The organism is Pseudomonas sp. JDS08PS003 (genome assembly GCF_045013505.1).
In the GTDB taxonomy this organism is placed as follows: domain Bacteria; phylum Pseudomonadota; class Gammaproteobacteria; order Pseudomonadales; family Pseudomonadaceae; genus Aquipseudomonas; species Aquipseudomonas protegens_B.
In genome coordinates this window covers 6934215-6950029 of the sequence record NZ_CP120724.1, presented here as the reverse complement: position 1 = coordinate 6950029, position 15815 = coordinate 6934215, and the positions used below count along the sequence as shown (strand labels likewise).

Sequence of the window (15815 nt, the reverse complement as noted above, 5' to 3'; positions counted from 1 at the left end):
AGTGCTACTCGCGCCAGTTGCGAGCGAAGCTGGTAGACTCCGCCGCCATTATGATTCGACTTCAGAACCTGACTTTACAGCGTGGCCCGCAACGTCTGCTAGAAGACGCCGAGCTGACTCTGCACGCCGGCCAGAAAGCCGGCCTGATCGGTGCCAACGGCGCCGGCAAATCCAGCCTGTTCGCCTTGTTGCGTGGAGAGCTGCATCCGGATTCGGGTGACTGCTTCCTGCCCGCCGACTGGCGCATTGCCCACATGCGTCAGGAGGTCGATACCCTCGAGCGCCTGGCGGTGGACTATGTGCTCGACGGCGACCTGCGTCTGCGCCAGGTACAGCGAGAGCTGGCCGCCGCCGAAGAGGCCCATGACGGCGCCGCCCAGGCACGGCTGCACGCCGAGCTGGACAGCGCCGACGGTTACACCGCTGACGCCCGGGCGCGCAAGCTGCTGGCTGGACTGGGCTTCACCAACGAACAGATGGACCGCCAGGTCGGTGATTTCTCCGGGGGCTGGCGGATGCGCCTGAACCTGGCCCAGGCGCTGATGTGCCCGTCGGACCTGTTGCTGCTCGACGAACCCACTAACCACTTGGACCTCGATGCCATCATCTGGCTCGAAGACTGGCTCAAGGGTTATCCCGGCACCTTGCTATTGATCTCCCACGATCGGGATTTCCTCGATGCTGTGGTCGATCACGTGGCTCACGTCGACCAGCGCAAGATCACCCTCTATCGCGGTGGCTACAGTGCCTTCGAGCGGGCCCGTGCCGAGCGTCTGGCCCAGCAACAGCAGGCCTACGAGAAGCAGCAGGCGCAACGCGCGCACATGGAAAGCTACATTGCTCGCTTCAAGGCCCAGGCCACCAAGGCTCGCCAGGCCCAGAGCCGGATCAAGGCCCTGGAGCGGATGGAAGAGCTGTCGGCGGCCCATGTGGATTCGCCGTTCGACTTCACCTTCCGCGAATCGACGAAGATCTCCAGCCCGCTGATCGACCTCTCCGATGCCCGTCTGGGTTATGGCGAGCGCGCGGTCCTGGAGAAGGTCAAGCTGCAGCTGACGCCGGGCGCGCGGATTGGCCTGCTGGGCCCTAACGGCGCCGGCAAGTCGACCCTGATCAAGAACCTCTCCGGTGAGCTGCAGCCGTTGTCCGGACGCCTGACCCGGGGCGAGAACACCGTGGTGGGCTACTTTGCCCAGCATCAGTTGGACTCCCTGGACTCCAAGGCCAGCCCCTTGCTGCACCTGCAGCGGCTGGCACCCACCGAGCGCGAGCAGACCTTGCGTGACTTCCTCGGCGGCTTCGACTTCCGCGGCGCGCGGATCGACGAGCCGGTGCTGAATTTCTCCGGCGGTGAAAAAGCCCGCCTGGCCCTGGCCCTGATCGCCTGGGAACGGCCGAACCTGTTGCTGCTCGACGAACCCACCAACCACCTGGACCTTGAGATGCGCCTGGCCCTGACCATGGCCCTGCAAGAGTTCAGCGGCGCGGTGCTGGTGGTTTCTCACGATCGTCATTTGCTCAAGAGCACCACGGACAACTTCTTCCTGGTAGCCGACGGCAAGGTCGAGGAGTTCGACGGCGACCTGGATGACTACACCCGTTGGCTGGTGGACTACCGCCAGCGCAATGCCCCGGTCAGCAACACGCCGGTCAATCCGGACAAGACCGACAAGAAAGCTCAGCGTCAGGCCGCGGCTGCATTGCGTCAGCAATTGGCACCGCACAAGCGCGAGGCCGACAAGCTGGAAGTCGAACTGGGCAAGGTCCATGAGCGCCTGGCCAAGATCGAGACCAGCCTGGGCGACAGTGGTCTTTACGAATCGGCGCGCAAGGATGAGCTGCGGGATCTGTTGGCTGAGCAAGCCAAGCTCAAGTCCCGTGAGTCCGAGCTGGAAGAGGCCTGGATGGAAGCCCTGGAGTTGCTGGAAAGCATGCAGGCGGAACTTGAGGCGCTGTCCTGATGGAGGCGCTGCAACTGTCTTTGCCGGCGCAATGGATCGCGCCTCTGTGGATCGGCGTGCAGATCTTGCTGATTCTCCTGGCGGGCTACCTGGCTCAGCGTTTTGTCGCCCGTGGCCTCACCCGCCTGGGGGAGCGTTACCCGTTCCCGCCGCAATTGCTGATGCCCCTGCGTGGCGGTCTGCGCTGGCTGATCATGGGCAGCGCGGTGATCTTCGTCCTGGAGCGCCTGGGGGTTTCCGCCACGGTACTGTGGACCGCCCTGTCCGGGTTTGTCGCGGTGGCGGCAGTGGCGTTCTTCGCCATGTGGAGCGTGCTCTCCAACCTGCTGTGCGCGATCCTGATCTTCACCGTCGGTCCGTTCCGTCTGGGTGACGTGGTGGAGTTGGTGGACACTGTCGACAAGCCCGGCGTCAAGGGCCGGGTCGTGGCGATCAACCTGCTGTACACCACCCTGATCGAGTCCGAGGAAGCCGGTACCGGCAGTGCCATGGTCCAGGTGCCTAATAGCCTGTTCTTCCAGCGCTCGGTGCGTCGCTGGCGCGGCAGCGATGTGCTGCCGGTGGGGACTGGCGAAAAGTAGTCCCAGGGGACTGCGGACAGGTTGCGATCAGGAACCATCCGAGAAAAAAATATGGTCAGCCGCGGGTCGGAGGATTAGCTTAGGCAGTCACGACCAATCCGATCCGAGGTGTGCGATGGTGCTTGAGACATGGCTGGCGTTCTTTGCCGCCAGTTGGGTGATCAGTCTTTCCCCGGGAGCCGGCGCCATTGCGTCGATGTCCTGCGGCCTGCAATACGGTTTCTGGCGCGGCTACTGGAACGCCCTGGGCCTGCAATTGGGCCTGGCCCTGCAGATTGTCATTGTCGCCGCCGGTGTCGGCGCCATCCTCGCCGCCTCTGCCACCGCCTTCTATGCAATCAAGTGGTTCGGTGTGGCCTATCTGGTGTACCTGGCAGTCAAGCAATGGCGCGCGCTGCCCAGCGATCTGAGCGATGACGCCGCCATCCGCCCCATCGGCAAGCCTCTGGCCCTGGTGTTTCGCGGCTTCCTGGTGAACATCAGCAACCCCAAGGCCCTGGTGTTCATGCTGGCGGTACTGCCGCAGTTCATCGACCCCCATGCGCCCCTGGTCAAGCAGTACCTGATTCTCGGCGCCACCATGATCGTGGTCGATCTGATCGTCATGGCCGGCTACACCGGGCTGGCGTCCAAGGTCCTGCGCTTGTTGCGTACCCCGGTCCAGCAGCGTCGGATGAACCGTACCTTCGCCGGCTTGTTCCTCGGCGCGGCGGGCTTCCTGGCGACCATTCGCAAAGCGGCGGCCTAGGTTTTTCAGAGACAAAAAAAGGCGACCCACGGGTCGCCTTTTTCGTTTGCGTACGGCTTAGCGCAGGATTACCGGCGCTGTGTCCGGCGGCAGGTTGTTGCGCATCGGCGCTTGCCCCTGTTGCTCGTAGCCACCGCGACCCAGTTGCTCGGCCATCTGCCGGGTAACGTCTTCGCCCAGGGCCTTGGAGACTTCGCGCACCACCCGTGGCCGGTTCAGCGAGACACGGATGTCGCGGCTGTTCACCAGCTTGGTGTCCTGGCCTTCGCCCATGGCGGTGAACGCCGAGGTGATCTCGAAGGTGCGGGTGTTGATCAGGCTGAAATCCGCCACTAGGGTAAGGCCCAGCACCGCCGAGTAGCTGTTGGTATTGGCCAGCTCGTTGATGTCCTGGGTGAAGTCGATGTCCGACACCGTACCGAACAGCACATAGTCGGCACCCTTGAAGTTGCCGGCCTTGATGCGCTTGATGATGTCGTAGACGTTGGTCTTGGACGAATCGGTGTGGGGCGACCCCTGCACCAGCTGGAACATCCCGGACTTGAGAATCCCGCCCTTGATATCACCGGTGAACTTGCGCAGTTCGCCTTCTTCGATGTAGCTGGTGCTGGCTTCCAGTTCGTTGTAGCTGGCCGAACCGCTGGAGCTGTAGTAGCCCTCACGGTAGTTCTGCTGGGCCGAAACCACGTGAATGTATTCCTGCACACGTTCCTGGTAGGCCAGGTCCATGACTGCAACTTTCGGGGCCGCCTGGGCGCTGAACGCATAGGCCAGGGCCAGGATGCCAATCCATGCACGCATTGTTTAGCGCTCCGTGGTCTTGCGGATCTCTTTCTCGTCCATCCACTCGGCCAGACCGCTCTCGACGTCGATCAGTTGCAGGCTGAATTTGTAGAAGACGTCCTTGTAATCGCTGCTGCGCTTGACGATGGAGCTGATGGAGCCCTCAAGACGGTATTTGGCGGCGACCATGTTGCCAGTCTTGGCCACGGTGGACTTCTTGTACAGGCCGCTCTGGTTCTGCAGCTTGAGCTGGTCTACCTGGCTCTGCATGGCGGTGTTATCGCTGGCGAAGCGCGCGGTGCCGGACTTCATCAGTTGGGTCTTGATCGAGGTGGTGATCTCGCGGGTGTCGATGTACTCGCTGGTCTTGTTCTTCACATCGTAGACCTGCACCACCGGGCGACCCTGGAGGATGCCGGACTGGGCCAGGGAGCGAGTCATGGACTCGGCGATCATCTGCAGGTCGGTGGAGCCGAACTCGTTGGTCACCAGTTCCACGGCCTTGCTGTCGCCGTAGCTGATGTTCTTGCCGCCCAGGACCGGGGAGGTATTGGCGCAGCCGCTGGCCAGCAGGGCGACCACGGCGAGGAAGGAAAAGCGTGCAAACATGGAAGTGCTCTCTTGATCGGGTTCAGGAACGGCTTATTGGGTTTTGACTTCCAGGCGGAAGTCAGTGGCCTTGGGCACCGGTGCGATGGCCGGCAGGAAGGTGGCCTGGGCCGCGTACAGGTTGAAGACTTTCCAGCTTTCTTCATCGGCAACCGGGAAACCGTCGTCACCCAGCCAGACAAAGCGGTAGTACATGGTCATGTTGGTGTGGCTGGTGTTGTTCAGCGCCACCTTGACCGTCAGGAAGCCGTTTTCACGGGCGACCCGCATCGCGCCGATGGCGATGTTGTTGAACTTGTTCATCACCACCACCTTGCTCGCGGCGCTGCCGGGAGCAGGAGGTGGTGGGGTGGCGCAACCGGCCAGAACGGCCAGTGCGGCAACAGCGAGGAGTTTCAAGCGCATGGGGGGCTCCGCTTAAGGACGTTGGTTGCTGGCCATGTTCTGGCCGGCGTTGTTCGGGATGACATGAGCGGCCAGGCCGCTGCTGAACACCTGGTTGCCCACCACCCGTAGGGCGATCACCTGATAGCGCTGATCAACCTTGACCTGCACTTGAGTGCCGCCCTGGGCGTTGGGCAGGCTGAGGCTGTGTTCGCCCTGCTTGAGACGCAGGCGGGCTACCTGGGTGTTGTCCGGCAGGGTACGCCAGGTGCGGGTATCGGCACCTTCGGTCACCGCCGAAGCCAGGCCCACGGCCAGGCCGGCCAGGGGATTGACCTCGTTGAGGTTCTTTTGCGCCACGCCACGGGTCACAGCGCGCACGGTGGTGCGCAGGATGATTCCCGGCATGTCGTCACGCAGGGCGCGACGGGACATGGCGGTGGTGCTGTTGAGCAGGGTCAGGTTCTGCTGCTGACCGTCGATGCCGATCTGGGCAAAGGTCTGGGTCGAGGTGTCGGCCTTGATCACCGGGAACGACAGAGGGGTGATGACCAGGTTGCCGTTGATCGGCAGCGGCAGGGGGATGCGCACCGAGTCCCGGGCCGGGGCCAGGCCGCTTTGCACCACGATCAGCACGTCGCTCTCATCTGCCGCCAGGGCTGCTACCACGGGGGCCTTGACCGGAGCCTTGGCTGCCGTCTTGCGTTTGGACTTGGCCGAGGACTTGCTCGGGGCTTCGACTTTCAGCGGCTCCACGGGGGCGTCCAGATTCAGCAGCGCCTGTTCCAGCAACGGCGTGTTGGGACGCAGTTCCGCGGCCTTGCGATAGCCGGGAGCCGCCAGGTCCTTCTCGCCCAGAGCTTCATAGACAAAGCCGGCCAGGTAGTGGCTGAACGCACTCTGGTAGCTGTTCTTCAGGTTGACCACATCGGGAGCGTCGAGGGCTTCCACCGGGTAGCCCTTGAGGTCCTTGTACTCGGTCTTGACCCCTTGCTTCTCGGCTTCGTCCTCGCGCTTGAGGTATTCCTTGTCCCGCAGTTCGGCGATCACCGCTTCGCGTTCGTGGGTCTTCTTGATCGCCATGCGGGCGCCGTCGAAGTCGTTGCTGGCCAGCAGGTTCATGGCCATCTGGGTCGTCAGCATGACCTTTTCGTAGTCATAGCCTTCGTAGCGACGAACTTTGTCGTTGACCAGGAAACTGCCGAACTGGGCCAGGTACTTGTCGGTGTCGAGCTTGACCGAGTCTTCCCAGTTGCCCACGACTTGATCGGCATGGCCCCAGGCGGCCTGGCTGCCATTGAGGTCGCCCTTGGCTCGCAGCAACTCGCCCTTTTCGAAGTAGTAGAGCAGGTCCTTGTCTTCACCCTTGTTGTTTTTTTCCAGCAGGGTCAGGGCGGCATCGAGGTTGCCGGCGCGCAGTTGCTGGTTGGTTTCCTGAAGCTCGTTGTCGTAGCTACGGAAGGCCGAACAGCCAGCGAGCAGAGTGACTGCGCCAAGCGCAATCGAGGTGAGGACGCGGGATGCCATGGGTACTTCTTCTTCCCTGAATGAGACAGCCTGGCGTGCGGGTCGGGCTGGACGAACCCACTGGCAGGAACAGCGGCTATCCTGCCAATTCCTCATAAAAAGAGGAGCTTAAATGCCGTCTCGCGATAACGAGGGCGCGGCATTATAAACGCGGACTCTGGCGCTGTAATGGCTTTTTAACTTCAATTTGATTGGTTTTTGCCACTATGTGAGCCGCTGCTCATTGGTTGCCGAACCAGGCCGCCAGTGGGTTCTTTTCCAGGGGGGCAGGGGCGATGACGAACAGCTGATCACCCACGCGCCGCAGGCTGATGACCTGGTAGCGCTGGTCCAGCTTGAAGCGCAATTGGCCTGTCTTGCCCAGGGTCAGTCTGTGTTGGCCTTTTTTCAGGCGCAGGCGAGTCACTTGGGTGGTGTCGGGGAGGGTGCGCCAGGTGCGGGTGTCGGCATCTTCTATCAGCACGTTGAGACGCTGACGTTCCTTGGCCCGTTCCGGGTCCTTCTTCAACTGCTGGGCCTGGAAGGATGCGTAGGACTGGGCGCGATAGGTGGTACGCAGGATGATCCCCGGCATATCGTCACGCAGGGCGCGGCGGGACATGGCGCTGACACTGTTGAGGGCTGTCAGCGTCTGTTTGCGGCCATCCACACTGACCTGGCCCAGGGCGCTGGTGGAGTTGTCGGCCACCATGATCGGAAAGGACATCAGTGTGGGGATCGGCTGACCCTCGATGTCCACGGTCACCGGCAATTGCACCGAGCCGCGGGCGGGTGCCAGGCCGTTTTGCACGATGATCAGCAGGTCGCTTTCGTCGGCCTTGGCGGTCGCCCGATCGAGGCTGCCCAGGGCCTGCTCCAGCAGCGGAGTATGGGGGCGCAGCTCGATGGCCTGGCGATAACCGGCGGCGGCCAGGGCTTTTTCCCCCAGGGCTTCGTAGAGGTAGCCGGCCAGGTAATGGCTGAAGGCGCTCTGGTAGCTGTTTTTCAGCGCCAGCACTTCGGGGGCGTCCAGGGTGGCGACCGGATAGCCCTGCAGATCCTGGTAGCGCACGTTGATGCCCTGGTTGCGGGCCTGCTCTTCGAGTTGCAGGTATTGCTTGTCCCGCAGCTCGGCGATCAGCGCTTCGCGCTCATGGGTTTTCTTGATCTCGATGCGCGCGCCGTCGAAGTCCTGCAGGGCCAGGTGGTTGATCGCCATCTGGGTGGTGAGCATGACCTTTTCGTAGTCGTAGCCTTCGTAGCGCCGGACCTTGTCGTTGATCAGGTAGCTACCGAATTGGGCCAGGTATTTGGCGCTGTCGAACTTCACCGATTCCTCCCAGGTGAACACCACCCGGTCGGCCCGGCGCCAGGCCAGCTGGCTGCCAATCAAGTCGCCCTTGGCCCGCAGCAGCTCGCCTTTCTCGAAGTAATAGAGCAGGTCCTTGTCTTGCCAGGGATTGTGCTGCTCCAGCAGGTCCAGGGCGCCGTCGACATTGCCTGCTTGCAGTTGCTGGTTGGTCTGTTGCAGCTCCAGGTCGTAGTTGCGAAAGATCGAACAGCCGCTCAACAGCAGCAGGATCGACATCAGCAAGGGTATGAGGCAGCGGGTCATAGATGGTGTTTCTTCCCTGAACGAGACCTGCAAGAGGTGGCGCATTATCAGTGGCAGGCAGTGGGCAGGGAAGGGCTATCGGGTCGTGGTGGCCGGCTTGAGCGCTTGTCGCACGGTCGGCGGGCGGGTGCCGTTGGGCAGGCGGTGGTCGGCGCAAGTGTTTCAACAGGCGGATAAGCCTTGAGTGAAACTCACTGGGAGTGAACAATATGTTACTTCGTATTTCCATTTGAGATTCGTTCATGACTGGCCCTTCCCGTTTACTGGCATTGCTGGTGCTGCCGGTACTCGCGCTCTGCAGCTCCAACCTGCTGGCCGATACCGTCGATGGCGCGCCCAAGGCCCTGCATCTGCTGGATTACATTGGCGCCGATTACCCGCCCACGGTTGACGCCGGCAAGGTCATCGACGAGTCCGAATACCGCGAGCAGGTGGAGTTTCTTGGAGTCCTGCAGGGGCTGATCGCCGACCTGCCGGCCAAGCCGGAGAAAGCCGAACTGGAGCAGGGCATCGTCAGCCTGCGCAAGGCGGTGGACGATCGCGTCGAGGGTAGCCAAGTGGCACGCCTGGCGCGGCAGATGGGGGCCAAGCTGGCGGTGGCCTATGAGGTCAGTCAGGCACCGGTCATCACCCCGGACCCTGCTCGCGGTGCGCCGCTGTATGCCCAGCATTGCTCGGTCTGCCACGGGGAGAAAGGCGCTGGCGATGGTCCGGCAGGTGTGGGCATGACTCCGCCGCCGGCCAACCTGCGGGATGCCGAGCGTCTTGATCGCCTGAGTCTGTACGCGGTCTACAACACCCTGGGGCTGGGTGTCGAAGGCACCGACATGCCGGCCTTCGCCGATCAGTTGGATGACCGTCAGCGCTGGGACCTGGCCACCTACATCGCCGGGTTCAGCGCCGATCCTGCAGCGGCCAAGGGCGAGCAGAGCTTTAACCTGGCCGACCTGGCCCGGCAGACACCTGCTGAAGTGCTGGCCGCCCAGGGGCCGCAGGCAGCCGCTACGTTCCGCGCGCAGCGGGCCCAGCCGCCTCAGGTCAAGCGTGGCCCGGCGCAGTTGTTGGACTACACCGCTTCGACCCTGGATAAGAGCCTCGCGGCCTATCGCAACGGCGACCATGAGCAAGCCTACGATCTTTCGGTAGCGGCTTATCTGGAAGGTTTCGAGCTGGTGGAAAGCTCCCTGGACAACGTCGATGCCACAGTGCGCAAGGACACGGAGAAGGCCTTGATGGCCTACCGGCAGTCATTGCAGGACGGGCTGCCGGTGGCCCAGGCCGAACAGCGCCTGGACGCCGCCAAGGCCAAGCTCAAGGCGTCCGCCGAGTTGTTGGGTGGCGACAGCCTGAGCTGGTCCCTGAGCTTTATCTCCGGTTTGCTGATCCTTCTGCGCGAAGGCCTGGAAGCCATTCTGGTGCTGGCGGCGATCCTTGCGTTCCTGCGCAATACCGGCCAGCAGTCGGCGGTGCGCAGTGTCAACGTCGGTTGGGGGCTGGCCCTGTTGGCCGGTCTGGCCACCTGGGCCCTGGCGGCCTATGTCATTGATGTCAGCGGGTCCCAGCGGGAGCTGCTGGAGGGGGCCACGGCGTTGTTCGCCAGTGTCATGGTGTTGTGGCTCGGGGTGTGGATGCACGACCGCCGGCATGCAGCGGCCTGGCAGGATTACATCAAGAGCAGCCTGGTGGGCGGCGGCGGACGTTTCGGCTTTGCCGTGCTGGCGTTCTTCTCGGTGTATCGCGAGCTGTTCGAGGTGATCCTGTTCTACGAGACCCTGTGGCTGCAGGCCGGTCCCGCCGGGCATAACGCGGTACTGGCCGGTGGTGCCACCGCTCTGGTGTTGCTGGTGGGCCTGGCGTGGGTGATCCTGCGAGGCTCGGCCAAGCTGCCTCTGGCGCTGTTCTTCGGCATCAACGCGGCGCTGTTGTGTGCCTTGTCGGTGGTATTTGCCGGGCACGGGGTCAAGGCGTTGCAGGAAGCGGGCATCTTCGGCACCCGGCCGGTACCCTTCTTCGACTTCGACTGGCTGGGCATTCATGCTGATGCCTACTCGCTGGGGGCTCAGGCCGTGTCGATCCTGGCGATCGTGGTGCTGTACAGTCGCAGCCGCATGAGTGAGAAGCAGCGACTGCGCGCGTCTTGAGTCGGCAGCGTCGCTGATCGCGGGCAAGCCCGCTCCTGCGGGGGCTGGCTTGCCCGTTTTGCATTTTGTGAGGAGAACATCAATGCGTGTCTGGATCGATGCCGACGCTTGCCCCAAGGCGGCCAAGGAGCAGGTGGTGCGCTTTGCCTTGAAGCGCCAGTTCGAGGTGGTGCTGGTGGCCGGGCAAGCGCAGATCAAGCCGGCCTTTGCCTGCGTCAAATTGATTGTGGTGCCCAGTGGCCCGGATGCTGCCGACGATTACCTGGTGGAGCATGCAGTGCCCGGTGAACTGGTGATCTGCAGTGATGTGCCGTTGGCCGATCGTTTGGTGAAAAAGGGTGTGTCGGCCCTGGACCCGCGAGGCAAGGAGTTCGATGCGCAGAACATGGGGGAGCGCCTGGCGGTGCGTAATCTGTTCACCGATCTGCGGGAGCAGGGGCAGGTCAGTGGCGGGCAGGCGCCTTATGGCGAGCGGGAGAAGCAGGCGTTCGCCAATGCCCTGGACCGGATTCTGACCCGGCTGGCGCGTCAGGCCTGATGGAGGAGCCAGCGGCTCCTCCTGAAGTGGGGGGCTAGGGGATTACTGCTCGCCTTCGTGGGTCAGTTCCAGCACCCGGTCTACCAGTTTGTTGATCCCGGCGGCGGCTTCGCTGATGGATTGCGCCAGCATGTAGGCGGGGGTGCTCACCAGTTTGCGCGCCTTGTCTTCGACGATGTCGCCCACTGCGCATTCGGCGTGGCTGGCGCCCATCTTGCCCAGGGCTGCGGCGGTATCGGCATCGTTGCCGATGGTACAGGTCACGCCAGGACCATAGATTTTCGCCGCCAGGGCCGGGGCGATGCACATCAGGCCCACCGGCTTGCCCGCTTCGGCAAAGGCTTCGGCCAGGGCCAGGACGTCCGCCTGGACTGTGCAGGCCGCGCCTTCGGTGGCAAAGCTGGAGAGGTTCTTGGCCGCACCGAAACCGCCGGGCACGATCAGCGCATCGAAGTCTTCGACATTGGCCTCGCGCAGGTCCTTGACCTGGCCGCGAGCAATGCGCGCCGACTCCACCAGCACGTTGCGGGTCTCGGGCATGGCTTCGCCGGTCAGGTGGTTGAGCACATGCATCTGCGGGATGTTCGGGGCAAAGCACTGCACCTGGGCGCCGCGCTGGTCGAGGCGCAGCAGGGTAATCACGCTTTCGTGGATCTCGGCACCGTCGAACACGCCGCAACCGGAAAGGATCACTGCAACTTTTTTGCTCATGGTTTTTCTCCAGGTTCAGGGTGCTGACAGCATGCCAATGACCGGCGTGTTACTCCACTGGTGTCGTCGGAGCCTTGGCCTTGTCCTGTTCGGCGGCTTGTTCGGCTTCATAGATCTGCTTGGCCAGGCGGGCGTTCTTGAAGCGCCGCCGCAGCCACAGGCCGAAACCCAGTACCAGCAACGCGCCCAGTACCCACAGCTCGTACTTCTTGATGCTGCCGAGCATGCCTTCCATGACGGCGCCGAAGTGGTACGCCGCCGAAGCCAGGGCTACCGCCCAGATGGCTGCGCCAATACCGTTGAGCAGCAGATAGCGGCCCGGCGGATAGCCGGACAGGCCAATGGCCACCGGCATCACGGTACGCAGGCCATAGACGAAGCGGAAGCTCAGCACCCAGATATCCGGATGCTTGCGGATATGTTCCAGCGCCCGATCGCCCATCATCTGCCAGCGCGGTTTGCGCGCCAGCAACTTGCGGCCATGCTTGCGCCCCAGGAAGTACCACAGCTGGTCACCGGCGTAGCTGCCGAAGAAGGCAACCACCATCACCAGGTTGATATCCATGTATCCGCGGAACGCTAGAAACCCGGCTAGAACCAGAATGGTTTCGCCTTCGAAAAACGTGCCGAGAAAGAGGGCGAAGTAGCCGAAATCCTGAAGAAATTGTTGGAGCATTGTCTGGATGCTGGCGAAATGAACGCGCAGCCTACCCCTTCGACGACGTTCGGGAAAGTATCGAAATGTGTCTCGACGTGAACAATTGGGCCAATGACAATGAGTGTTGCTGCCGGTCAACAGCTTGAGCACAACTGTCATCTGTTCGTCATAATGCCCGCTTATAACTGTCACGCTCGCCCGCCAGCGCGGGCCCTGGAGTCCGCCGTGAGCTTTACCCCTGCCAGCCGTCTGTTCCCTGCCACTCGCCTGCGGCGTAACCGTCGTGATGATTTCTCGCGCCGTCTGGTGCGCGAAAACCGGTTGAGCGTGGACGACCTGATCCTGCCGGTGTTTGTGCTCGACGGTGAGAATCGCCGCGAGGCGGTGGCCTCGATGCCGGGTGTGGAGCGCTTGACCATTGACCTGTTGCTGGAAGAGGCGGCGCACTGGGTCGAGCTGGGGATTCCGGCCCTGGCGCTGTTCCCGGTGACGCCGGCCGGGCTCAAGTCCCTGGATGCGGCCGAGGCCTGGAACCCTGAAGGTATTGCCCAGCGCGCCACCCGCGCCTTGCGCGAACGCTTCCCGGCGCTGGGCGTCATCACCGACGTGGCCCTGGACCCGTTCACCACCCATGGCCAGGACGGGATCCTCGACGAACAGGGTTATGTACAGAACGACATCACCGTCGATGCCCTGGTGCGTCAGGCCCTGTCCCACGCCGAGGCCGGAGCCCAGGTGGTGGCACCGTCGGACATGATGGACGGGCGGGTCCAGGCGATTCGCGAAGCCCTGGAGCTGGCGGGGCATGTCAATGTGCGGATCATGGCCTACTCGGCCAAGTATGCCAGTGCCTACTACGGCCCCTTCCGCGATGCGGTGGGCTCGGCGCTGAACCTGGGCAAGGCCGACAAGGCCTCGTACCAGATGGACCCGGCCAACGGTGACGAAGCCCTGCATGAAGTGGCGGCGGACCTGGCTGAAGGGGCGGACATGGTCATGGTCAAACCGGGCATGCCGTACCTGGATATCCTTTTTCGGGTCAAGGATGAATTCAAGGTGCCGACCTTTGTCTATCAGGTCAGCGGCGAATACGCCATGCACATGGCGGCGATCCAGAATGGTTGGTTGGGTGAAGGGGTTATTCTTGAATCCCTGACCGCTTTTAAACGTGCAGGTGCCGATGGCATCCTGACTTACTTTGCCGTTCGTGCTGCTCAATTGTTACGAGAGCAAAAATAGCCCTCCCAGGAACACGCGATGAATACTGAAGGACTCTCAGAAGTTGCCGTAAAAGACGCTCAGCCGGTGGTCGAGCAAGTGGTTGAAACCCCGCCGGAGCTCGAGCCCGCGCCCGTGGTGGCCGAGGCGCAACCGACGCCGGCCATTGTCATTCCCAACCTGGATGACAGTAGCCTTTATATCCACCGCGAGCTGTCGCAACTGCAGTTCAATATCCGTGTGCTGGAACAGGCGCTGGACGAGTCCTACCCGCTGCTGGAACGCCTGAAGTTTCTGCTGATCTTCTCCAGCAACCTGGACGAGTTCTTCGAGATTCGCGTCGCGGGTCTGAAGAAGCAGATCACCTTTGCCCGGGAACAGGCCGGTGCCGACGGCCTGCAACCGCACCAGGCTCTGGCCCGCATCAGCGAGCTGGTACATGGTCACGTCGATCGCCAGTACGCGATCCTCAATGACATCCTGCTGCCGGAACTGGAGAAGCATCAGATCCGCTTCATCCGTCGCCGTCACTGGACCACCAAGCTCAAGACCTGGGTCCGGCGCTTCTTCCGCGACGAGATCGCGCCGATCATCACCCCCATCGGCCTCGATCCGACGCACCCGTTCCCGCTGCTGGTGAACAAGAGCCTGAACTTTATCGTCGAGCTGGAAGGCATCGATGCCTTCGGTCGCGATTCCGGCCTGGCAATCATCCCGGCGCCGCGCCTGCTGCCGCGGATCATCAAGGTCCCGGAAGAAGTCGGCGGCCCCGGCGACAACTATGTGTTCCTCTCGTCGATGATCCACGCCCACGCCGATGACCTGTTCCAGGGCATGAAGGTGAAAGGCTGCTATCAATTCCGCCTGACCCGTAACGCCGACCTGGCGGTGGACACCGAAGACGTCGAAGACCTGGCCCGCGCACTGCGCGGCGAGCTGTTCTCCCGTCGCTACGGTGATGCGGTGCGTCTGGAAGTGGCTGACACTTGCCCGAAACACCTGTCGGACTACCTGCTCAAACAGTTCAACCTGCACGAGACCGAGCTCTATCAGGTCAACGGTCCGGTGAACCTGACGCGGTTGTTCAGCATCACCGGCCTGGACAGTCATCCGGAGCTGCAATACACCCCGTTCACCCCGCAGATCCCGAAACTGCTGCAGAACAGCGAGAACATCTTCAGCGTCATCAGCAAGCAGGACATCCTGCTGCTGCACCCGTTCGAGTCCTTCACCCCCGTGGTCGACCTGCTGCGCCAGGCCGCCAAGGACCCGCATGTGCTGGCGGTGCGCCAGACCCTGTACCGCAGCGGCGCCAACTCGGAGATCGTCGACGCCCTGGTGGACGCGGCGCGCAACGGCAAGGAAGTCACCGCGGTGATCGAGCTGCGTGCGCGTTTCGATGAAGAGTCCAACCTGCAGATGGCCAGCCGTCTGCAAGCTGCCGGCGCGGTGGTGATCTACGGCGTGGTGGGCTTCAAGACCCACGCCAAGATGATGCTGATCCTGCGTCGCGAGGCGGGTGAAATCGTGCGTTACGCGCACCTGGGTACCGGCAACTACCACGCGGCCAACGCCCGCCTGTACACCGACTACAGCCTGCTGACCTCCGACGATGCCCTGTGCGAAGACGTCGGCAAGCTGTTCAGCCAGCTGATCGGCATGGGCAAGACCCTGCGCATGAAGAAGCTGCTGCATGCGCCGTTCACCCTGAAGAAGGGCATGCTCGACATGATCGCCCGGGAGACCCAGTTCGCCCTGGACGGCAAGCCGGCGCACATCATCGCCAAGTTCAACTCGCTGACCGATCCGAAGATCATCCGCGCGCTGTACAAGGCCAGCCAGTCCGGCGTGCGCATTGACCTGGTGGTGCGGGGCATGTGCTGCTTGCGTCCGGGAATTGCCGGGGTTTCCCACAACATCCATGTGCGCTCCATCATCGGTCGCTTCCTGGAGCACACTCGGGTGTTCTACTTCCTCAACGGTGGCGAGGAGCAGATGTTCCTTTCCAGTGCCGACTGGATGGAGCGCAACCTCGACAAGCGGGTCGAGACTTGCTTCCCGGTGGAAGGCAAGAAGCTGATCCTGCGGGTCAAGAAAGAGCTGGAAAGTTATCTCACCGATAACACCCACAGCTGGAGCCTGCAGTCCGACGGTCGTTACATCCGCAACACGCCGACCGGCAACCAGAACCCGCGCAGTGCCCAGGCGACCCTGCTGGAGCGACTCGGCAGCCCGGTGTTGCCAGTGCGCTAAGCGCTACAGGCGCCAATGAAAAAGGCCAGCCCGATCACCGGGCTGGCCTTTTTTATTGGCTTGCGTTGGGCGTTTGGTAGGAGCTGGCTTGCCAGCGAAGGCGGCCTTG

At 62.6% G+C, this 15815-nt stretch carries 14 protein-coding genes; 7 read left to right on the top strand and 7 right to left on the bottom strand.

The features are described 5' to 3' along the window. The first annotated feature begins 50 nt into the window (after positions 1 to 50). The 3 genes from P7C00_RS31150 to P7C00_RS31140 all read left to right on the top strand — a co-directional run bounded on the left by P7C00_RS31150 (position 51) and on the right by P7C00_RS31140 (position 3290). The gene (locus P7C00_RS31150) at positions 51 to 1961 is read left to right on the top strand and encodes an ATP-binding cassette domain-containing protein (protein WP_404937885.1); all 1911 of its coding nucleotides are present in this window, start codon (positions 51 to 53) and stop codon (positions 1959 to 1961) included. Then, positions 1961 to 2542: a mechanosensitive ion channel family protein gene (locus P7C00_RS31145; protein ID WP_123726787.1), complete on the top strand. Its 582-nt coding sequence runs from the start codon at positions 1961 to 1963 to the stop codon at positions 2540 to 2542. Before P7C00_RS31150 ends, P7C00_RS31145 begins: the two co-directional genes overlap by 1 nt. Positions 2543 to 2657: 115 nt before the next feature. After that, on the top strand, positions 2658 to 3290 hold the full coding sequence (locus P7C00_RS31140) for a LysE family transporter (protein WP_123726786.1): 633 nt from the start codon (positions 2658 to 2660) through the stop codon (positions 3288 to 3290). A gap of 57 nt (positions 3291 to 3347) precedes the next feature. Here P7C00_RS31140 and P7C00_RS31135 read toward each other — a convergent pair whose 3' ends face one another. The 5 genes from P7C00_RS31135 to P7C00_RS31115 form a co-directional block, all read right to left on the bottom strand. Continuing rightward, positions 3348 to 4091: a penicillin-binding protein activator LpoB gene (locus P7C00_RS31135; protein ID WP_404937884.1), complete on the bottom strand. Its 744-nt coding sequence runs from the start codon at positions 4089 to 4091 to the stop codon at positions 3348 to 3350. Between the two features lie 3 nt (positions 4092 to 4094). Next, positions 4095 to 4682, bottom strand: coding sequence for a penicillin-binding protein activator LpoB (gene lpoB / locus P7C00_RS31130; RefSeq protein WP_123726784.1), 588 nt, complete (start codon positions 4680 to 4682; stop codon positions 4095 to 4097). Between the two features lie 33 nt (positions 4683 to 4715). Further along, a complete protein-coding gene (locus P7C00_RS31125) occupies positions 4716 to 5087 on the bottom strand; it encodes a YcfL family protein (protein WP_346633354.1) in 372 nt (123 codons plus the stop codon). A gap of 12 nt (positions 5088 to 5099) precedes the next feature. Continuing rightward, positions 5100 to 6593, bottom strand: coding sequence for a hypothetical protein (locus tag P7C00_RS31120; RefSeq protein ID WP_346633353.1), 1494 nt, complete (start codon positions 6591 to 6593; stop codon positions 5100 to 5102). Positions 6594 to 6813: 220 nt separating this feature from the next. Continuing rightward, positions 6814 to 8187, bottom strand: coding sequence for a COG3014 family protein (locus P7C00_RS31115; RefSeq protein WP_404937883.1), 1374 nt, complete (start codon positions 8185 to 8187; stop codon positions 6814 to 6816). 242 nt (positions 8188 to 8429) lie between these two features. Here P7C00_RS31115 and P7C00_RS31110 point away from each other — a divergent pair, with 242 nt between their 5' ends. Next, complete coding sequence (locus P7C00_RS31110) at positions 8430 to 10328, top strand: FTR1 family protein (protein WP_404937882.1); 1899 nt, start codon at positions 8430 to 8432, stop codon at positions 10326 to 10328. 82 nt (positions 10329 to 10410) lie between these two features. After that, positions 10411 to 10866 carry a YaiI/YqxD family protein gene (locus P7C00_RS31105; RefSeq protein ID WP_346633350.1) on the top strand — a complete coding sequence of 152 codons (456 nt, stop codon included), beginning with the start codon at positions 10411 to 10413 and terminating at the stop codon, positions 10864 to 10866. Positions 10867 to 10908: 42 nt separating this feature from the next. On the opposite strand, the gene elbB is transcribed toward P7C00_RS31105, so the two are convergent. Both elbB and P7C00_RS31095 read right to left on the bottom strand, forming a co-directional pair. Beyond that, complete coding sequence (elbB, locus tag P7C00_RS31100; RefSeq protein WP_346633349.1) at positions 10909 to 11577, bottom strand: isoprenoid biosynthesis glyoxalase ElbB; 669 nt, start codon at positions 11575 to 11577, stop codon at positions 10909 to 10911. 49 nt (positions 11578 to 11626) lie between these two features. Then, complete coding sequence (locus P7C00_RS31095; RefSeq protein ID WP_346633348.1) at positions 11627 to 12253, bottom strand: DedA family protein; 627 nt, start codon at positions 12251 to 12253, stop codon at positions 11627 to 11629. 207 nt (positions 12254 to 12460) lie between these two features. On the opposite strand from P7C00_RS31095, the gene hemB reads away from it, so the two are divergent. Together hemB and ppk1 are read left to right on the top strand one after the other, a co-directional pair. Next, positions 12461 to 13474 carry a porphobilinogen synthase gene (gene hemB, locus P7C00_RS31090; RefSeq protein ID WP_060841658.1) on the top strand — a complete coding sequence of 338 codons (1014 nt, stop codon included), beginning with the start codon at positions 12461 to 12463 and terminating at the stop codon, positions 13472 to 13474. An 18-nt stretch (positions 13475 to 13492) separates the two neighbouring features. Continuing rightward, complete coding sequence (gene ppk1 / locus P7C00_RS31085; protein ID WP_346633347.1) at positions 13493 to 15706, top strand: polyphosphate kinase 1; 2214 nt, start codon at positions 13493 to 13495, stop codon at positions 15704 to 15706. Positions 15707 to 15815: the final 109 nt, after the last annotated feature.